Source organism: Pseudovibrio ascidiaceicola, from assembly GCF_900114245.1.
Classification (GTDB): domain Bacteria; phylum Pseudomonadota; class Alphaproteobacteria; order Rhizobiales; family Stappiaceae; genus Pseudovibrio; species Pseudovibrio ascidiaceicola.
The window spans coordinates 177,010-196,434 of the sequence record NZ_FOSK01000008.1; the positions used below are offsets into that span (position 1 = coordinate 177,010).

General features: G+C 51.2%; 14 protein-coding genes. 5 read left to right on the forward strand and 9 right to left on the reverse strand.

All coding sequences use genetic code 11. From position 1 onward, the window contains the following. Positions 1-133 precede the first annotated feature (133 nt). The gene (locus BM231_RS16280) at positions 134-679 is read left to right on the forward strand and encodes a DUF2155 domain-containing protein (protein ID WP_063289056.1); all 546 of its coding nucleotides are present in this window, start codon (positions 134-136) and stop codon (positions 677-679) included. Positions 680-692: 13 nt separating this feature from the next. Here BM231_RS16280 and aat read toward each other — a convergent pair whose 3' ends face one another. The 5 genes from aat to BM231_RS16305 all read right to left on the reverse strand — a co-directional run bounded on the left by aat (position 693) and on the right by BM231_RS16305 (position 6,041). After that, positions 693-1,382 carry a leucyl/phenylalanyl-tRNA--protein transferase gene (gene aat / locus BM231_RS16285; protein ID WP_093520982.1) on the reverse strand — a complete coding sequence of 230 codons (690 nt, stop codon included), beginning with the start codon at positions 1,380-1,382 and terminating at the stop codon, positions 693-695. Positions 1,383-1,413: 31 nt separating this feature from the next. Next, the gene (gene accC, locus BM231_RS16290; RefSeq protein ID WP_063311518.1) at positions 1,414-2,781 is read right to left on the reverse strand and encodes an acetyl-CoA carboxylase biotin carboxylase subunit; all 1,368 of its coding nucleotides are present in this window, start codon (positions 2,779-2,781) and stop codon (positions 1,414-1,416) included. Between the two features lie 14 nt (positions 2,782-2,795). Further along, complete coding sequence (accB, locus tag BM231_RS16295; protein ID WP_093520984.1) at positions 2,796-3,278, reverse strand: acetyl-CoA carboxylase biotin carboxyl carrier protein; 483 nt, start codon at positions 3,276-3,278, stop codon at positions 2,796-2,798. Positions 3,279-3,803: 525 nt separating this feature from the next. Next, on the reverse strand, positions 3,804-4,547 hold the full coding sequence (locus tag BM231_RS16300; protein ID WP_093520986.1) for a DsbA family protein: 744 nt from the start codon (positions 4,545-4,547) through the stop codon (positions 3,804-3,806). A gap of 51 nt (positions 4,548-4,598) precedes the next feature. Then, positions 4,599-6,041: a M48 family metalloprotease gene (locus tag BM231_RS16305; RefSeq protein ID WP_093520988.1), complete on the reverse strand. Its 1,443-nt coding sequence runs from the start codon at positions 6,039-6,041 to the stop codon at positions 4,599-4,601. 185 nt (positions 6,042-6,226) lie between these two features. On the opposite strand from BM231_RS16305, the gene BM231_RS16310 reads away from it, so the two are divergent. Further along, complete coding sequence (locus BM231_RS16310; RefSeq protein WP_093520990.1) at positions 6,227-7,369, forward strand: pyridoxal phosphate-dependent aminotransferase; 1,143 nt, start codon at positions 6,227-6,229, stop codon at positions 7,367-7,369. Between the two features lie 57 nt (positions 7,370-7,426). Here BM231_RS16310 and BM231_RS16315 read toward each other — a convergent pair whose 3' ends face one another. Beyond that, on the reverse strand, positions 7,427-10,441 hold the full coding sequence (locus BM231_RS16315; RefSeq protein WP_093520992.1) for a ribonuclease E/G: 3,015 nt from the start codon (positions 10,439-10,441) through the stop codon (positions 7,427-7,429). A gap of 805 nt (positions 10,442-11,246) precedes the next feature. Here BM231_RS16315 and BM231_RS16325 point away from each other — a divergent pair. The 3 genes from BM231_RS16325 to prfB all read left to right on the forward strand — a co-directional run bounded on the left by BM231_RS16325 (position 11,247) and on the right by prfB (position 16,499). After that, positions 11,247-12,500 (forward strand): N-acetylmuramoyl-L-alanine amidase, encoded by a 1,254-nt coding sequence (locus BM231_RS16325; RefSeq protein WP_093520996.1) that lies wholly within the window; start codon positions 11,247-11,249, stop codon positions 12,498-12,500. 268 nt (positions 12,501-12,768) lie between these two features. Further along, positions 12,769-15,219, forward strand: coding sequence for a penicillin-binding protein 1A (locus tag BM231_RS16330; RefSeq protein WP_093520998.1), 2,451 nt, complete (start codon positions 12,769-12,771; stop codon positions 15,217-15,219). Between the two features lie 148 nt (positions 15,220-15,367). After that, positions 15,368-16,499, forward strand: a protein-coding gene (prfB, locus tag BM231_RS16340; protein WP_099049688.1) for a peptide chain release factor 2 whose coding sequence is annotated in 2 segments (ribosomal slippage) — positions 15,368-15,436 and positions 15,438-16,499 — 1,131 coding nt in all. Because the reading frame shifts where the segments join, the coding sequence is not laid out codon by codon here. A gap of 71 nt (positions 16,500-16,570) precedes the next feature. On the opposite strand, the gene BM231_RS16345 is transcribed toward prfB, so the two are convergent. The 3 genes from BM231_RS16345 to bcp all read right to left on the reverse strand — a co-directional run bounded on the left by BM231_RS16345 (position 16,571) and on the right by bcp (position 19,334). Further along, positions 16,571-17,791, reverse strand: a complete 1,221-nt coding sequence (locus BM231_RS16345; RefSeq protein ID WP_093521004.1) for a M23 family metallopeptidase — start codon at positions 17,789-17,791, stop codon at positions 16,571-16,573. 154 nt (positions 17,792-17,945) lie between these two features. Further along, a complete protein-coding gene (locus BM231_RS16350; protein ID WP_093521006.1) occupies positions 17,946-18,833 on the reverse strand; it encodes a ferritin-like domain-containing protein in 888 nt (295 codons plus the stop codon). Between the two features lie 3 nt (positions 18,834-18,836). Then, a complete protein-coding gene (gene bcp / locus BM231_RS16355; RefSeq protein ID WP_063289046.1) occupies positions 18,837-19,334 on the reverse strand; it encodes a thioredoxin-dependent thiol peroxidase in 498 nt (165 codons plus the stop codon). Positions 19,335-19,425: the final 91 nt, after the last annotated feature.

Below are 19,425 nucleotides of genomic sequence, written 5' to 3' on the forward strand. Positions count from 1 at the left end.
AACGCCTGTGGGTTAGCTGAGATTCCTCAGCGATTGCCGCGTCTTTGCCTCGTTCTGGCCTTTTCCCCGTAGCATTCCAGTGCTAAGCCCTTTACAGCTCGGGCGTTTGAATCACTAGCTGCTGGAAATTTTTATGGGTTTTACAATGCGTAAATATCTTGGGCGCGCTGCATCTTGCGCACTTGCTGCGTTGATCGGTGGGGCAGCGTTTGCATTGCCGGCTCAAGCTCAGACACCAATTAAAAACCCGGTTGCAGTGTTCAAAGGGCTGGATAAAATCACCGGCCGTATTACAACGTTTGATGTCTACATTGACGAGACAGTCCAGTTTGGTGCGCTTCAGGTGACGCCGCGCGTTTGCAATTCCCGGCCACGGACAGAGGCTTCTCAAACGACTGCGTTTATTGAGGTTGATGAACTTACGCTGGACAGCAAGGTTCGCCGGATCTTCAGTGGCTGGATGTTTGCAAGCAACCCTGGTGTGCATGCTGTTGAGCATAGCGTCTATGATATCTGGCTGATCAACTGTAAGAAGACAACTTCTGTGCCTCCGCCAGAAGGGTACGCTGGTCCAGCTGTTGACTTGGTCTCCGAAGAGGATGATCTGGCTGGAAAAGACTTTGTTTCTTCAGGGGAAATCCCGGTGCCACGACCGAAGGTTGTTGCAACACTGCGATAAATAATGCGGCCTCTCAGATGAGGCCGTTTTTGGTTTTAGTTGGAGCAGGGCGCATATCCTCGATGATCTGTAGAACCAGCTTGCCAGAGCTTTCTTGCGGCAACGCATGGAAATCTCCGTGAACCATCAAGGCATTTTCCAGCAGCTTGCCATATTGTTCTTTAGGAACTTCGGTCGCGCCGAACTGTTCCAGATGCTCTGTCACGAACTGAGCGTCCAGTAACCTGTAGCCTCCATAGAGCAGGCGGCCATACAAATGTACAAGGGCAACCTTGGAGGCATCCCGCTCCAGCGAGAACATACTCTCCCCAAAGAACGCTCCGCCCAGAGATACACCGTAAAGGCCTCCAACAAGCTCGTCAGAAGCGTTGTAGACTTCGATTGTGTGGCAATACCCCATAGCAAAAAGCGCAGTGTAGAGCTTGCGGATCTCAGCGTTGATCCATGTCTCTTTGCGCTCTGAGGTGGTTGTCGCGCAGTGAGAGATTACTGCTTTGAAATCACGGGAGGCTCGAACGACAAATTTGTCGGAGCGGACGGTTCTTGCGAGCCGTTTGGGGATGTGAAATGAATCGAGCGGCAAGATACCTCGCCGCTCGGGATCAATCCAGAAAAGATCAGGAGAGTCAGCAGTCTCAGCCATTGGAAAGATGCCACAAGCGTATGCTTTAAGCAGAATTTGTGGGGTAATCTTAAATTCCATGCTGGTCTGCTTTTGACCTCCCTAAATCTCCTCAGTCTTCTTCGGAGTTCTGTGCTGCAATGTGCGCGTCCAGGAACTTCTCAAGCCAATGGATATCATAGGCGCCATTGGCGATATCCTGATTGTCCAGAAGCTCTGTGAAGAGCGGAACTGTTGTATTGATACCATCAACCACAAACTCGCTCAGAGCGCGACGCAGACGCATCATACATTCCACGCGGGTCCGGCCATGAACGATCAGCTTACCGATCAGGCTGTCATAATGCGGAGGAATTTTGTAGCCCTGATAAACGCCGGAATCTACGCGCACGCCCAAGCCACCTGGTGGGTGGTAGTAGGTGATTGTGCCCGGAGATGGAGCAAAGGTCAGTGGATGTTCTGCATTGATACGGCACTCAATCGCATGACCGGAGAAGCGAACTTCATCCTGGCTGATTGAAAGAGTAGAGCCTCCAGCAATACGGATCTGTTCGATCACAAGATCAATGCCGGTGACCATCTCTGTTACAGGGTGTTCCACCTGCAAACGAGTGTTCATTTCAATGAAGTAGAACTCACCGTTTTCATAGAGGAATTCGATGGTGCCTGCGCCGCGATACTTGAGCTTACGCATAGCGTCTGCACAAACTTCGCCGATCTCCATACGTTGTTCTTCATTCAGCGCAGGGGATGGACACTCTTCGAATACCTTCTGATGGCGGCGCTGCAAGGAACAGTCGCGCTCACCAAGGTGGATCGCGTTGCCCTGACCGTCACCCAGAACCTGCACCTCAATGTGGCGTGGTTTGCCGAGGTACTTTTCCATGTACAGAGCATCATCGCCAAAGGCTGCTTTGGATTCGGAGCGTGCGGTTGAAATCGCAGTATCCAGATCTTCTGCTGTCAGAGCGACCTTCATGCCACGGCCACCGCCGCCTGCTGCCGCTTTTACGAGAACCGGATAACCGATTTCCTTAGCGATTGCATGGACGTCGTCTTCAGGGGTGATGCCACCATCGGAACCTGGCACAACTGGAATACCCAGTTCTTTTGCCGTGGTCTTTGCCTGAATCTTATCGCCCATCACACGGATGTGCTCTGAGGTAGGGCCGATAAAGGTGATACCGTGTGCCTCAAGAATTTCCGCAAAGCGTGCATTCTCGGAAAGGAAACCATAACCGGGATGCACAGCGTCGGCGCCAGTGATTTCACAGGCAGCCAGAATTTGCGGGATATTGAGATAACTGTCACGCGCTACTGGCGGACCAATACAAACGCTTTCGTCAGCCAGACGCACGTGCATCGCATCTTCGTCAGCAGTAGAGTGGACCGCAACAGTGCGAATGCCAAGCTCTTTACATGCCCGAAGGATGCGGAGTGCGATCTCGCCGCGGTTTGCGATGAGGATCTTTGAGAACATAGAGACTTCGCCTGTTATTCGATGATGATAAGTGGTTCGCCGAATTCAACTGGCTGACCATCTTCAACCAGAATTGCAGTCACAGTGCCTGACTTTGGTGAAGGGATCTGATTCATGGTCTTCATCGCTTCAATGATCAGAATGGTGTCGCCCTTCTTGATGGACTTACCTACTTCAATAAAGACTGACGCGCCTGGCTCTGGTGCCAGATAGGCTGTGCCAACCATTGGAGAAGTTACTGCGCCCGGATGATTTGCAGCATCTGCAGAAACTGCAATCTCTACAGGTGCAGCGGCTGCTGGTGCCGGTGCTGGAGCAGCGACAGGAGCAGGTGCTGCTACTGGTGCCACTGCACCCACTGTCAGCTGACGAGCGACACGAACGCGGAGATCTTTTTGTTCCACCTCGATTTCGGTCAGGTTGGTTTCGTCCAGCACATTTGCAAGCTGGCGGATCATTTCCTGATCAAACTTAGTTTCTTTCGTCATCGTTTTCATCGTCCAGTTCGAAATGCCCTGACTAATGCCAGGAGCCTTCGGTTTGGCCCCCAAAGCGACTGTGCAGCAAGGATGGCCTTTTAATAATCTGTGAAAATCCAATTGCTCAGAGCAAATGCGGACTTTCTGACTGAATGAACTACGTAAGCAGTTGGTTATTAACTGCTTAGATAGCCATTAATTCTCTAGTTGCGAGATGCTGTCTTTTAAAAAGTATGCATCCGGAGTGCCTAGGCTGCGCATAAGGCAATATCATGTTTATTAGCGCAGAAAGGCACATAACGCTTTAGATTTACTCAGAAGTACACAAATGTAGTTGCGTCTACGCAACCAATCTGTTCTCAAAAACTCTGTGTAACAATCTAGGTTTACTTGACGTATTGGTAAAGTGTAGCCAGGCAAATAAACATAACTGGCCCTCTTATATGGTCAGAGCGGACCAAGGAAAAGACCTTTGTCCGCTCTGAGTTGAGTTCTTAAGGATAAAGCTGCGAAAATGCGTTGATATGCGCGGTTGAGATCAATCTACTCGCGTTCAGCTGCAATTTTTTCCTTCAAAGTGTCATAGCCAACGGCTCCAACAATCACTTCTTCACCCAAAATGTAAGAAGGAGTTCCGGTGATGCCGAGTTGCTCAGCAATAGTGAATACTTCCTGGAAGGTTTCGGCTGCGCGGTTGGACTTCATTGATTTTTCCAGATCTGCATCAGAGATCCCGAGATCTTTTGCAACTTTCAGGCTGCTCGCGAGGTTTGCACGGCCAGGCTGGCCCAGAAGTGCGAGGTGGAAGTCCTCGTATTTTTCTGGTGCAACTTCAGCAACTGCGATCGCAACGCGTGCAGCTTCCTGAGATGCTTTGCCCAGTACAGGGAATTCTTTCAAGACAACGCGGAGGTTCTTGTCTTCGTCAACGAGGCGAACAAGGTCAGACAGTGCGCGCTTACAGTAACCGCAGTTGTAATCGAACAGTTCAACAAGAGTGACGTCGCCGTCTGGGTTGCCGAGGACAATCTGGTAGTCGCTGTTGTAGATCTCATCAGAGAGGCTGGAGATAGCGCCTTTGCGTGCGCTTTCTTCTTCTGCGAGACGGCGCTTATCAAGTTCCTGAAGCGCTTCCAGCACGATTTCCGGATTTGCGACAAGGTATTCCTTGATGATTGTTTCGACTTCAGCGCGGTTCACCGATTCTGCTTGTGCAGAAAAGGTTGCTGGCAGCAGAGCGAGTGTTGCAGCACATGTGATCGCAGCTCGGCGAATGAGTTTCTTCATGACGTCTCCTGTAACCCTGTTCGGGTGCGTGGTTTTTATCAGTCTGATTTATTAGCGGCGTTTGAGCTGAGGCACTTTGACTGACAGTATATCGTCAGCTTGTTGCCAGGCAGGTGAGCCGACCTTTAACTTTTTTTGAGCCCGTTTCGCATAACGCTGTGCGCTGCGAATATCACCACGGGTCATATGGCTTTGTGCGGTTGCCAGATCTGCACCAGCAATGTCGCCCAGACGGGCATTTGCGATTGCAAGTTGCGCATAGCCGTTCATGGAATATCTGTCTTTTCGCAGAGCTCTGGTCAAAATGCTCTTTGCTTCTTTCAGGTACCGCTTGTCATCGGATGCGACCATTGCGAAGCCCAGCCAGATTTCAAAATGCGGATTGCCAGGATAAAGTGCCAGCGCTTTGCGGAATGGTGCAATTGCGGCTTTTGGTTTGCCACCCTCGAGCAGCGCCTGTCCTTTGATTTCATAAAAATACGGATATTCCGGCGCTTTTGAGATCAAGGCGTCGATTTTTCTGACGGCTTTTGATGCTTTGTCGGACCTCATGCTTGCAATGGCACGGGCATATTGCGCGGGGAGACTTTTGTCTCTTTCCGGATAGGCGCGGTAAACTGAGTTTCTATGACTGGTGAATGCCAGTAGTTTGGCTTTGACCATGTCATGCTTCAATTGAAGGCGCTCGGGATCCTTCTTATTGAAGTGTTTTGCCTTTTGCGCCTTGTTTTGAAGCGCGTTGAAACGGGCGCGTGGCATGGGGTGGCTGAGCGCGTATGGGTCTACATACTGCGCTGAGAACAGAGCCTGATCCGCCATGCGTTCAAATGTTGTGAGCATGCCCTTGGCAGAAACGCCAACGCGATCGAGGTAGCGCAGGGCTGCCTGGTCAGCTGATGATTCTTCAGATCTGCGATAGGACAAGAAATTTCGTTGGGCAAGCGCTCCGCCACCGGAGACTGCTGCTGCACCACCGCGTGCGATGGAGCTGTTGCCTGTGGTTGCACCTGCTGCCATAGCGCCAGCACCCAAAATCATGCCGATAACTGACATGATCTGTGCGTTCGAGGCTGCCTGGCGCATGCGAACCAGATGGTTGCCTGCAATATGGCCGGTTTCGTGTGCGATCACGCCAATCACTTCGCTTGGCGTTTTGGCATCCATGATGACGCCGAGGTTGATAAACATCCTGCGGCTGTCTGGAACGAAAGCGTTAAAGCTCTTGTCATTGACCAAAATGATCTCAACCTGATTGGCAGGAAGTCCAGCTGCCCGGAAGATCGGTTTGGCGTATTCGCGCAGCAGGTCTTCAGTTTCTGCATCGCGAACGAGGGGGAGCCCCTTCTTTTGTTGAGCTTGAGCTGTGGTGATTGCCACATTAGGTACAACCAGAGAAAGTGCGGTTGCTGTTATAAGAAATTTGCGCGCAAACTTTGTTGCTTGTGATTTGACTGGTTCAATCACACGTTTCAATGCATTGTTCTTAAATTGCACGTCAAGTCCCCTTAATTGGCTTGGCAGGCGCAGAGCGGTTCGCACTTAAAGTACTACATAGACTTTCAAATAAGCCTTAACCACCCAAGATAGGCAGTTATTAGGCAAAATTGCTAGGTAGCCCGAAAAATTAAAGCACAGGCTCTGAGAAGAAGAAATAAGAGGGAATGCATTTGTCAGTATTAATGGGATCAAAACGTAGTGAAGTCCTGCCTTTTCAAGCTATGGAAGTGCTGAATGCTGCTAACCGCCTTGAGCAGAACGGAGAACACGTGCTGCACATGGAAGTGGGACAGCCGGGAGCGCCTGTTCCTGACTCGGTTTTGAAGGTTGCGCATGATCATCTGTCTTCTGGCCGATTGGGATATACGGAAGCGCAGGGCATTCCGTTGCTGAAGAAGAGCATTGCTCGCTACTATAAGCAAACCTTTGGATTGGAGGTTCCTGAATCTCGCATCTTTGCAACCACTGGTTCTTCTGCTGGTTTCAACCTTGCTTTTCTTGCCGGATTTGACAGAGGGGACCGCATTGCAATTACCTCTCCCGGCTATCCGGCCTACCGCAATATCATTGAGGTGTTGGGGTTGGAGTGTGTTGAGATTGAGGTTGGGCCGGAAACACGCTGGTCACTCACCCCTGAGATTCTTGAGGCGGTGCATAAAGAGAAGCCGCTAAAAGGTGTGCTTGTGGCCAGCCCGGCGAACCCGACTGGGACCATGATGTCTCCTGAGGCGCTTAAGGCACTGGTTGAAGCTTGTGAGGCGATGGACTTGTGGTTCATCTCCGATGAGATTTACCATGGACTTGCCTATGACATGGAGGAGGAGACGGCGCTTCGCTTTACGGACAAAGCGATTATCGTCAATAGCTTTTCCAAATACTATTGCATGACGGGTTGGCGTATTGGCTGGATGGTGCTGCCTGAGGTGCTTGTGCGTCCGATTGAGCGAATTGCGCAGAGCCTCTACATCTCGCCGCCTGAATTGGCGCAAGTGACTGCGGCTGCTGCTTTTGATGCGACTGAGGACTATGAGAAGATCAAGGCTGGGTATGCTGCCAACAGGCAGGTGCTGCTTGATCATCTTCCTCAGCTTGGGTTTGACGTGTTGCCGGTTGATGGTGCGTTCTATGTGTATGCGGGTGTTTCTCAGCTCACTAACGATTCCATGGAGTTCTGTCAGAAGATGTTGGCAGAGACACACATTGCTGCAACGCCTGGCGTTGATTTCGATCTGACGCGCGGAAATCAATTCATGCGCTTTTCCTTTGCGGGGAAGGAGCCTGATATCAAGCTTGCGGTAGAGCGGTTGGAAAACTGGCTCAAGTAACAGGCAATAAAAAAGCCCGCTCAGTTGAGCGGGCTTTTTTATTGAACTTGTTTTCTCTTAGAAGAAAGAACGGCGTTGCCACCAGCCTGTGCGGCGCGGCGAGTCATCATCGCCTTCAACGGCAACGGTTTCCCCTTCAACAACCTTATGCGATGTCACGACCGGTTTGGTCGGAGCTTTCGGTTTTGCTGGTGCTTCGGCCTCAACTTCTGCTTCTGCAGCTTTGGGGGCCTCGACAGCCGGAGCTTCTTCTTTCACTTCAACCTTTGCGACTTCCGCAGGCTTTTCTTCTTTAGGCTGCTCAACAACCGGTTCCGCAGGCTTGCTCACTGGTTCTGCTGGAGCTTCTGCAGGTTGTTCTGCTTGCTGCGTTGCCACTTCTGCCGGAGCTTCTTTCACCGCAACGTCGGAAGCTTCTTCTGCCTGTGGAGCTGGGGTCTCGGATGCTTCTGCTGAAGCTTCCTTCTCAGCTGTTTCCTCAGGCGCAGGTTTTACTCTGCGACGACGGCGAGGCTTGCGAGTTTCTTTCTTCGGCTCTTCTTCAGCTGCTGCCTCTGCTACCGGCTCTGCAGGAGCAGCAGTGTCTTCTGCAGCTGCTGCTTCATCTGCGGTTCCAGATTTTGCGTCTGCGATGATCTCTTCAACGCTATCCGCAGAGCTTTCTTTTGAGCCTTCTGCTTCCTCGGAGCTTTCACCGTTCTCGCCGTTTTCATCAGATCCGCTTCTGCGACGGGAGCGGCGGCCACCACGGCGACCACGGCGACGCTTGCGGCGGCGATCTTCTTCCTCGTCTGTTAGCTCGGTACACTCCGCGTCAGCTGATTTCTCTTCAGAGGAGGTGTCCTCTTCAGCAGACGGCTCTTCAGAGCTTGCTGATGTTTCCTGCTGTTCGGCTTCGTCTTTCTCGTTGCCAGTGCGACGACGACGGCGACGACGGCGACGACGACGATCATTGCTGTCGTCTTCAGCTGTCTCTTGTTTTTCTTCCTCTGGAGCCTCTTCAACGATGTCTTCCTCTTCCTCCTCAACGGGGAAGATGGTGTCTGGCTGAACTGTAGCTGGTAGAGGCTGTGTGCGCTCGCTTGGTGTTGCCAGCTCGCCGCGCTCCAAAGTGAAGTGCTGCTCGGTGACGGTGTCGTCTCCGAGAATAGAGATTTCCAGGCCGAAGCGACGCTCGAGATCCATCAGGTGATGACGCTTCTGGTTGAGAATGTACATCGCCACTTCATTTGGCGTGCTCAGATTCAAGTTGTGAGTAGAGCCACGCAGCAGCTGATCTTCCAGAGAGCGGAGGATGTGCAGAGCAACAGATTCTACTGAACGTACGATGCCTGAACCATGACAGTGCGGGCAAACAACTGATGAGCTTTCGAGTACGCCGGTGCGGATGCGCTGACGTGACATTTCCAGCAAGCCGAAATGCGAGATACGGCCAACCTGAATGCGGGCGCGGTCAGACTTCAGGCATTCTTTCAGGCGACGCTCAACAGCGCGGTTGTTGCGGTTCTCTTCCATATCAATGAAGTCGATAACCACAAGACCGGCGAGGTCGCGCAGGCGAAGCTGACGTGCAATCTCTTCTGCTGCTTCAAGGTTAGTTGCCTGAGCCGTGTCTTCGATGTTCTGTTCGCGGGTTGCTTTTCCGGAGTTCACATCAATTGCAACAAGAGCTTCTGTCTGGTTGATGACAATGTAGCCACCGGACTTCAGTGTCACCTGTGGTGAGAACATTGCGTCAAGCTGGGCTTCTACACCGAAGCGGGTGAAGATTGGCGTTGCATCACGATAAGGCTGAACATTCTTGGAATGGCTTGGCATCAGCATGCGCATGAAGTCTTTCGCTTCACGGTAGCCTTCTTCGCCAGAAACCATAACCTGATCGATGTCTTTGTTGTACAGGTCGCGAATAGAGCGCTTAATCAGGCTGCCTTCCTCGTAAACGAGGGTAGGGGCTGCTGAATCAAGGGTCAGTTCACGGACATTTTCCCAAAGACGCAGGAGGTATTCGAAGTCACGCTTGATTTCTGCTTTGGTTCTGCTGGCACCCGCTGTACGCAGGATAACGCCCATACCGTTCGGCACATCCAGATCACCAGCAACCTGCTTCAGGCGCTTGCGGTCTGTTGGCTTTGTGATTTTGCGGGAGATCCCGCCACCACGGTCGGTGTTTGGCATCAGAACAGAGTAACGGCCAGCGAGGGACAGATATGTTGTCAGAGCAGCGCCTTTATTCCCGCGCTCTTCCTTCACGACCTGTACCAGCAGCAGCTGACGGCGTTTGATGACTTCCTGAATCTTATAGTTGTCGCGCAGACGGCGAGGGCGTGCGGTAACTTCTTCTTCCGCTTCCTCTTCGCTGTCATCCTGCTCTTCAGCTTCAGATGTCTCTTCTGCAGTTTCTTCTGATGCAGCTTTGGCGGAAGCATCTGCTTGCTCAGAAGCGTCAGCTTTTGCTGCTTCAGTTACAGGCTCATCTGCAGATGGCTTATCGGCCTCTGCTTTATCAGCGTTTGCTTTTTGCGCTGTAGCGTCGCCAGCTTCGTCTTCTTCAGCAGCTTCAGCTTCGATATCCTCGATGCTGTCATCCTGAAAAGGAGCATCCATGCTGGCAAGGGCTTCGGCCTCGTGCTCTGCTTCGAGCGCGCTGGTTTCAGCTTCGATCAGTTCAGCAACAACGTCTTCAGAGGCTTCTGCGGCTTTTGCAGCAGCAACCTTTTGAATTTCGGCTTCTCGCTTTGCTTCTTCTTTTTCTCTACGCGCACGCTCACGCTGGTTTGCAGCGGCTTCGGCTGCAAGCTGAGCTTCAAGAGCCTCCCGATCTTCTTTCGGAAGCTGATAATAATCCGGATGGATTTCGCTGAAGGCGAGGAATCCGTGTCTGTTGCCGCCGTACTCGACAAAAGCGGCCTGAAGTGATGGCTCTACTCGTGTGACTTTAGCTAGGTAGATATTTCCGCGAAGCTGCTTTCTGTTTGCGGCTTCAAAGTCAAATTCCTCAACCCGATTCCCGCGCACGACCGTAACCCGGGTCTCCTCCGGGTGGGTCGCATCTATCAGCATCTTGTTTGCCATGAAGTGAGTTCCTTAGGACCAAACACTGAAGACGGCGCGAGTGGCGCTGAGATTTGTACATCGTCAGGTCGGTCAACTTGTTATGTAAGTTGCTAGTAGAAAAGGAGAGACGGCGGCGCGCATGACCACGGCAAGAAGGGACCGACTGACACGTCGGCGCACTGCTTCTTGACTCATGTTCATTTGTATTTGCGCGTAGCTTTGACAAACCGTTCGCCCTTAATGATCTCTTTTTGACCGCCCATAAGGCGGTATGCTTGAAATGGAAGCGCTTCTTCAGGCTTCCAATCTGTAAACGTCTGTTCCTGCGCCTAGCTGCCGTATCTCTCCGAAAATTCGAGGATAAAGCACTTATCCAAAGCGACAGAAAATCTGTTCACAACCCGCCATGACCGAAAATGTCACGGCAAAACTCTGTCTTGGCTCTCGAGCAGACTGCTCTTCCAGTTGGTTTATACCGCATCCTCATCAACAAACCGGAAACGGCACAAATGGCTCATATAGGCTTTTTGAAACATTTCGATCAGTTTGAAAACTGCGAAAATCTCAGGATATCAGCTTCAAAAAATATGGCTCACAACTTTACGGAACAATTCCAAATCGAAGTCCTAGTAAACCTTTTACGATCCCTCGAGACGCTTGGCAAGCTTGGGAAAATCGATCTGGCGATGTCTTGCTACGAAAGCTGCAGTTGTTAATCAATGCTTAATGATAGGTTTGGCGGGGTGACTTTCGCTTAATCGTGTTTTAATCGTTCAACTTGATTTAAACTAAATTGCCAGTGTTTCTATAGGGGAGTGAAAAGGTGAGCCGCATCAGTCATGCATTCAGGTTCTGTGCTCTCAGCTTTTATTGTGTCGCGTTTTCTCTCATTGCAACTGTTGCCATGAGTAATGCTGCATCAGCGCAAAACGCGGTTTCGGTCGTTTCTGATGCACGTGTTGCCGGAGATCTGGCACGGACGCGCTTCATTCTGGATATGGATGGTGAGGTTGGATATAACCTTTCATTCTTGTCCCACCCTTATCGGTTGGTGATTGACCTTCCGTCTGTCACTTTCGAGTTTCCAAGAGACTTTGTGCCAAAAGGGCGGGGATTAGTTCGGTCCTGGCGGTATGGCTCCATCTCCAAAGGACGTTCCAGAGTCGTGCTGGATCTCAACTCTCCGGTCGCTTTGGATAAAACCTTTTTGCTGCCCGGTGTGCAAGATCAACCGACACGGCTGGTTATTGATCTGACCGAATCTTCTCCTGCTGAGTTTGAAGCTGCTGTTGGTCAGGCCACTTCACACGCGCAGCCCGTTGGGGCAACGGCATCCGTTCCTAAGCAAGATACTCAAGACCCTGCTGCAAGGGCTGAAAACGATCTGCCCGTGATCATTATCGATCCGGGGCATGGCGGTATTGATTCTGGCGCAGTTGGCAGTAATGGCACGCTTGAAAAGGCGATTGTTCTGAATTTTGGTCGGTTTTTGAAAGAGAAACTGGATAAACTTGGCTACTATCAGGTCTATCTAACCCGTGATGATGATAAATTCATCTCTTTAGGAAACCGGACCAAGTTGGCGCGCGGGAAGGGGGCTGATCTGTTTATCTCCATTCATGCGGATTCGATCACAAATGGGGCAGAGACGACACGTGGGGCCTCAATCTACACTCTCTCAGAGCGAGCATCTGACCGAATGGCAGCTGCGCTGGCACGCCGTGAAAACTATTCGGATGTGATTGGCGGCGTCGATTTTTCTGATGAACCTGAAGAGGTTACAGATATTCTGGTCGAGCTCACCCGCCGCGAAACCAAGAATTTTTCGATCCATTTTGCGCGATTGGTGGTTGAAGAACTTAAAAGCGCCACAACAGTTATCAAAAATCCTCTTCGTTCTGCGGGGTTCCAAGTGCTGAAAAGCCACGATGTTCCGTCTGTTTTGATTGAACTTGGATTTCTTTCCAATAATCTGGATGAGAAAATGTTAGGTTCTGATGAGTGGCGGGAACGCGTGTCGGATGCGATTGTTCAAGCGACGAACGGTTTCTTTCGGGCTAGAATTGCGCAGCAATAGCCGTTTGGTGTGATTGTTTTTCGGGTGCGTATATGTCGCTGCTGCAGTGGGATAAAGGCTAAGTTCCTGCCTCAGCTTTGCCATAATGAAAAGCGATTGGGTGCCAAACTGTAACAGTGAAGTCTGGATTCGATTCTGCTGCATTCATTCAGGACGTGACCTCTTGACCCTTAGCGGGAAATGCATCAGGAACGGCGTTTGAAACTGGCTCTGGAATGCTGGCTTCACCATACGAACATTCTTAGCGGGAAAGCAAACGAGCCCGAATATGAGATTATTTTTAAAGTTCATTGGATATCTCTTTGGGATTTCAGTTGTTCTGGGGCTGATTGCAGCCGCCGGATTGTGGATTTATCTCAATGACATAACCAAGGATCTGCCGGACTACACCGCGCTGAAGGATTATGAGCCACCAGTCATGACACGTGTGCATGCTGCTGATGGACATCTGATGTATGAGTTCGCGCGTGAACGGCGTTTGTTTATTCCGATTCAGGCTATTCCGGACCGTGTGAAGCAAGCTTTCTTGTCTGCTGAAGATAAGAACTTTTATGAACACATTGGGATCGATCCATGGGGCATTGGCCGTGCGGTGATCACCAACGTTCGTAACAGTGGGTCTGGTCGCCGCCTTGTTGGTGCGTCCACGATTACGCAGCAGGTTGCAAAGAACTTCCTTCTGACCGGTGAACAGAAGTATGAGCGCAAGATCAAAGAAGCGCTTCTTGCTCTGCGTATCGAGCAAGCGTTTACAAAAGAAGAGATCCTTGAGCTTTATCTGAATGAGATTTATCTCGGTGTTGGCGCTTACGGTGTTGGTGCTGCTTCCCTGATCCTTTTTGATAAATCTGTTCACGAACTGGAACTCGAAGAGATTGCATATCTCGCTGCTGTTCCTAAAGGCCCGTCCAACTATCACCCATACCGCTATAGAGACCGTGCGATTGAGCGCCGAAACTGGGTTATCGACCGTATGGTTGAGAACGGCTATGTGACAGTTCAAGAAGGTATTGAAGCCAAGGCCAAGCCTCTAGACGTTAAACTGCGTCCAACCGGTAACCTCGTTAAAGGCTCTGAGTATTTCTCTGAGGCTGTGCGACGCCAGTTGGCCGGTCAGTATGGCGAAGAGAAGCTTTATGAGGACGGTCTTTCCGTTCGTACATCCCTTGATCCAGAAATGCAGCTGAAGGCGCGTAAGGCACTGCGTGACGGTCTGGTAGACTTTGACCATAAACGCGGTAAATGGCGTGGTCCGATCAGCACGATTGAAATCACCTCCAGCGACTGGGGCGCGGCGCTTGCCAAAGTTCAGACGCTGAACGATGTTCCTGAGTGGACAAGTGCAGTGGTTCTGTCTGTGAGCAATCAGAAAGCCGTTGTGGGACTTCGTCCAAAGCGCATGGCAAACCGGAAGCTTTCTACTGAGCGCGTCCGTGCAGATCTCTCCCTGAGTGATATGAAATGGGCTCGCGTCAACGGTCGTGCTCCTCGCAATGTGCAGGAAGTGCTGAGCCCGGGCGATGTGATTTACGTTCAGCGTCAGGTGAGTGGCAAGTATGTTCTGCGTCAGGTGCCTGAGGTTTCGGGTGCTATTGTTGCCATGGATCCGAATACTGGCCGCGTTGTCGCGCTGGTTGGTGGTTTTAGCTACGCCGAAAGCCAGTTTAACCGCGCAACACAGGCATGGCGTCAGCCGGGATCTGTGTTCAAACCGTTCGTTTATGCAGCTGCACTGGATAATGGTTATACGCCGTCTTCAGTGGTGCTTGATGCGCCTGTTGAGATTGAACAAGGACCGGGGCAGGACCCGTGGAAGCCACAGAACTATGGTGGCAAATTCTACGGCCCATCTACTCTGCGGACAGGTATTGAACTTTCCCGTAACGTGATGACTGTTCGTCTTGCTCAGGATATGGGCATGGATTTGGTTGCTGAATATGCACGCAGTTTTGGCATTGATGACAATATGATGCCGGTGCTCTCCATGTCTCTTGGTGCTGGTGAAACCACCGTGATGCGCATGACAGCAGCTTATTCCATGATGGCCAATGGCGGGCGCCGAGTGCAGCCAACTCTGATTGACCGTATCCAAAACCGTTATGGTGAGACAATCTATCAGAACGATCAGCTTGTTTGCACAGACTGCTCCGAAGAGTATTGGAGTAATCAGGGTGAACCTGAGCTTATTGATACTCGTGAACAGGTGCTTGATCCTATGACTGCCTACCAGATCACCTCCATGATGGAAGGTGTGGTCAAGCGCGGTACGGCGACAAGTGTTAAAGCTGTTGGTCGTCCTGTTGCCGGTAAAACTGGTACTACCAATGATGAGCGCGATGCATGGTTTGTTGGCTTTACACCAGAACTGACTGTGGGTGTTTTCGTTGGATATGATACTCCGCGCAAGATGGGCCGCGGTGCGACTGGCGGTCAGGTTGCTGCGCCAATCTTCACCGCCTTCATGAAGGATGCTCTAAAGGATGCGCCTCCCTTGGAGTTCCGTGTTCCAAACGGATTACGGCTGGTGTCTATCAACCGTCGTACTGGTCTGCGGGCTGGTGCCGGAGCTCCAGGTACAATTCTGGAATCCTTCAAGCCGGGTACATCGCCACCAGACAGTTACTCTGTCATTGGCTTCCAGGATGAGATTGGTATCCGTCAGGATCTGTCTCCGGAAGCTGGGCGCGCCGTTATGTCCGGCACAGGCGGACTTTACTAAAAACTTCATGGGCTGGTCTTGCTAACTGCATGACCAGCCCACAGTTTCTGTGGTCTGGCTGATTGCGGAAATCGTTTGCTGCGATTATGTTCGCACCCGACGCAGTGTTATTGACTGCGCAGTTGTTTTCAAAAAAGTGAGGTATCCGATGCGCGCCGAAATGGAGGCCATCGTCGACGAAATCAAGCAGGCCATAAGCCTGCTGAGGAGGCATCTTTGACTGGGACACTGCACTTATCCGTCTAGATGAACTCAATGCGCTTTCTGAAGATCCAAATCTTTGGAATGACCCGACGAATGCGCAAAAACTGATGCGTGAACGTCAGCAGCTGGATGACAGCATTGGCGGTGTTCGCAAGCTTGAGCAGGATCTCGTTGACAATCAGGAACTGATTGAGATGGGCGAGATGGAAGATGATCAGTCCGTTGTTGACGAGGCTGAAGCTGCTTTGAAAGCTATGCTGGAACAGGTCAATAAGCTGCAGTTGCAGTCCTTGCTCTCCGGTGAAGCCGACGGAAATGATACTTATATTGAGATCAATTCCGGTGCTGGCGGTACTGAAAGTCAGGATTGGGCCAGCATGCTTTTGCGCATGTATCGCCGTTGGGGTGAACAGCACGGCTATAAGGTCGAGCTGATGGAATACAATGACGGCGAAGAAGCGGGCATCAAGTCTGCAACTTTGCTTGTTAAGGGTGAGAATGCTTACGGCTGGATGAAGACCGAAGCAGGCGTTCACCGCCTTGTTCGCATCTCTCCATATGACTCCAATGCTCGTCGCCATACGTCCTTTGCGTCCGTCTGGGTTTATCCGGTTATTGATGACAGCATCAATATCGAGATCAACGAAAGCGATTGCCGCATTGATACCTATCGTGCCTCTGGTGCTGGTGGTCAGCACGTGAACACGACTGACTCTGCTGTTCGTATTACGCACAATCCAACAGGTATTGTGGTGCAGTGTCAGAGTGAGCGTTCACAGCATAAAAACCGCGCAACTGCGTGGGACATGCTTCGTGCACGTCTTTATGAGGCTGAGTTGCAGCGCCGTGAAGATCAGGCGAGCAAGGATGCTGCTTCCAAGACCGATATCGGTTGGGGGCATCAGATCCGCTCTTATGTTCTGCAGCCGTACCAGCTTGTGAAGGATCTGCGTACAGGCGTGGAAAGCACTGCGCCTTCTGACGTTCTGGATGGTGATCTGGATAAGTTCATGGAAGCGACACTGGCTCACCGTGCATTCGGCAACGCGCCTGCTGCGGTTGAAGATCTGGATTAAGCCTTATCTTCTCTAGTGAATTAGAAAAACCCCGGAACTTAGTTTCGGGGCTTTTTGTGTAGTGAATGGTCTTATGGCAAATTGAGTGCGATTTTGGTTTGTTTTTTGCGCTTGAAAATCGCTGCTAGCCTGTCGCCGGTACGGATGAAGCGCATTGGGTTGACTGGCTTGCCGTTGAGGCGCACCTCATAGTGGAGGTGAGGGCCAGTTGAGCGGCCCGTATTGCCGACAGTCCCTATAATATCGCCCATGTTGATGCGTTGACCTTCGCTAACGAGTAGCTTGTGCATGTGAGCGTAGCGGGTCACGAGGCCATTGTCGTGCACGATTTCCACGGAAAGGCCGTAGCCGCCGTTGTACCGTGAGAGTGAGACAATGCCGGTGCCGGTTGCTTTGACTGAGGTTCCGCGAGGTGCTTTGAAATCCAGACCAGTGTGGATCGCAGGTTTGCCGAGGAACGGGTCTGTTCGGGCTCCGTACGCACTGGAGATATTGAAGCTGGAGAGCGGGCGGCCAAATGGCAAGGCATCCACTTTGGTATTTAATTCAATGCGTTGTTCAATGATCCGGCGCGCTGCAATCATGCTGCTGTCCAAATCAGCAGACCCAATGTCCTGATATATGCCGCCAGCAGACGAACTTGGGGTAACAAAAACAGGCTGTGCAACGCCGGCTTTCTTTAGCAACGTGTTGGCACGTTTAATGTCGTCCATTGCTGCTTGTGTGTAAGCCGTGAGCAGGAATTGCCCTTGCGCCTGCTTTGCGTAGAAGTCTTTGTGAGGGGAAGCTGGCTGTGGCGCGGTGTATTGCTTGCCTGACAGTGTGTTCAGAATATCGAGCGGAGCACTGTTTTTCTGTGGCGCAAAAGATAGTTTGTTGGTGTGTGCAGCACTGACTTCTCTTTGTTGCGGTTTGCGCTTTGGAGAAGGTGGGATGGCGGAAAGGACGAGGTTTGATTGTTCTGCCAATGTCACCAGCGCTTCGATTTCCTGAAACTGTCGTAATAGCTGTGCTTGTTGTTTGCGAGCAGGGGCACTTAGGCCGGATGTATCCTGATCCAACCGTCCACGCATCTCACCGAGCTGAAATTTAAGGTCCCGAATTTCACTTTCATAGTTTTCACGGAGCGCCAATTCTCTGGATAATGTTGAATTAAGTCGCATCTCGCTGAGAGACTGTTGAAAGCTGCTTGCCAATACTGCGGAGACGACTGCCGTTGCCGCAAGACCGGAAACCCAATAGGCCATTGGAGGAATTACGCGCAGCTCAGATGTGATGCGCGAAAGCCACATTGGGCCATCCAATTTCAATTGGTTGTAATTGTTAGAAAACTCACTGCACCTGGAAAGCTTCATCGGATGACCACTTGCTCAGTTTGCCTACTGGAAATGATTTGTTAAATTCAATTAAAGTTAGTTATGGTTAATAAAGTCTAAGTGCAGTGTATCATTGGGTCAATTTGATGAGCGGGCGATAGAAGCCCGGAGTGAGGCCTGCTTCAGATCTTGCTCTGTCATTAAACGGGGGCTTCAGCGGTCCTTTAAAATGCTGTTTTACGAGCTGTTGAAAACGTGGCTCAGGGCGTACACGGTGCCTGTCACACATGAAGCGGAACCATTTTGCTCCATACGCAACATGCCCTTTTTCATCGTGGTAGATCACATGCAAGACACTCGCGGTATCTTCGTCCCCAGTGGCGTTGGCCTTTTCAATCATGGATGGGGTGATGTCGAGGCCTCTGGCTTCGAGCACGAGCGGAATAATCGCCAGACGTGCGATCAGATCCTTGCCGGTTGACTGGGCTGCTTGCCAGAGACCGTCATGGGCTGGCAGATCGCCATAGGCGTGCCCAAGTTTTGCAAGGCGTTCTTGGATGAGTGTGAAATGCTTTGCCTCTTCCAAGCCAACGCGGACAAAGTCGTCGTAGTAGGAACGCGGCATGGGCACGTGGGTGAAGCGACCTATCAGGTCCCAGGTGAGATCGATGGCATTGAGTTCTATGTGAGCTAGGGAATGGAGCAGGGCGACCTTGCCGTTTTTCCCTCCAACCGCACGTTTGGGCATGTCTCGTGGTGGGAGAAGTTCAGGCTTTGCCGGGCGACCAGGGCGATCCGGCATGGGCTTCTCGCCTGTCCCGCGAGAAATTGACAAGGCACCTTTGAACCATTGATTTGCAACGTAGTATGCAAGCGCGACTTTTAGGTCCAAATCAGGTGTCTCGAGGATTTGGCGGGCGCCGTCCTTAAGGGACTTTACGCTTGTGTTTTCAGGGAGGGATAGATGCGCTTGCCCTGCAAACGCATCTGCATCATTCTTGCCTGGAAGTTTTGGCATTCTTTACTGGCTCAGACCTTGTAATTCTTCCAAGACCTTTTCGACATGGCCGGGAACGCGGACCTTACGCCAAATCTTGGCAATCTTGCCTTCTTTATCAACGAGAAATGTGGAGCGTTCAACGCCCATGTACTTCTTTCCGTACATGTTTTTTTCCACCCAGACGCCGTAGGCCTCACAAACTTCTTTCTCGATATCTGCCCCAAGTGTGACGTTAAGTCCGTGTTTCGCCTTAAACTTGTCATGCTTTAGTGGTGTATCGGGCGAAATGCCGATGATAACTGCATTGTGTTTTTCAAACTCAGCCGCATTTTCGGTAAAGGCGATTGCTTCTTTTGTGCAGCCTGGTGTGTCATCTTTTGGATAAAAATAAACGACGACCGACTGGCCAGTTTGTTCTGATAGAGTGAATTGTCCTTGCGAATCTGTGGCTAAGGTAAAATCCGGTGCCAGCATGCCTTCCTGCGGTAAGGAAGGTGTCGCATCTTTCGTATCAGGCATTCTTTATTTGCTCCTGGGGGCCATTTGGTCTCTTGGGACGCCGTTTTTTTGAGTATGGTGTAGATAAGCAATTAATCTTGCAGAGCACCTG

Excerpts from the sequence above, each read along its gene's own strand:
- BM231_RS16330 (WP_093520998.1), top strand. The coding sequence starts at position 12,769 with ATGAGATTATTTTTAAAGTTCATTGGATATCTCTTTGGGATTTCAGTT.
- aat (WP_093520982.1), bottom strand. The coding sequence starts at position 1,382 with ATGGAATTTAAGATTACCCCACAAATTCTGCTTAAAGCATACGCTTGT.
- BM231_RS16300 (WP_093520986.1), bottom strand. The coding sequence starts at position 4,547 with ATGAAGAAACTCATTCGCCGAGCTGCGATCACATGTGCTGCAACACTC.
- BM231_RS16280 (WP_063289056.1), top strand. The coding sequence starts at position 134 with ATGGGTTTTACAATGCGTAAATATCTTGGGCGCGCTGCATCTTGCGCA.
- BM231_RS16350 (WP_093521006.1), bottom strand. The coding sequence starts at position 18,833 with ATGCCAAAACTTCCAGGCAAGAATGATGCAGATGCGTTTGCAGGGCAA.
- accC (WP_063311518.1), bottom strand. The coding sequence starts at position 2,781 with ATGTTCTCAAAGATCCTCATCGCAAACCGCGGCGAGATCGCACTCCGC.
- BM231_RS16315 (WP_093520992.1), bottom strand. The coding sequence starts at position 10,441 with ATGGCAAACAAGATGCTGATAGATGCGACCCACCCGGAGGAGACCCGG.
- BM231_RS16310 (WP_093520990.1), top strand. The coding sequence starts at position 6,227 with ATGGGATCAAAACGTAGTGAAGTCCTGCCTTTTCAAGCTATGGAAGTG.
- bcp (WP_063289046.1), bottom strand. The coding sequence starts at position 19,334 with ATGCCTGATACGAAAGATGCGACACCTTCCTTACCGCAGGAAGGCATG.
- accB (WP_093520984.1), bottom strand. The coding sequence starts at position 3,278 with ATGAAAACGATGACGAAAGAAACTAAGTTTGATCAGGAAATGATCCGC.
- BM231_RS16345 (WP_093521004.1), bottom strand. The coding sequence starts at position 17,791 with ATGTGGCTTTCGCGCATCACATCTGAGCTGCGCGTAATTCCTCCAATG.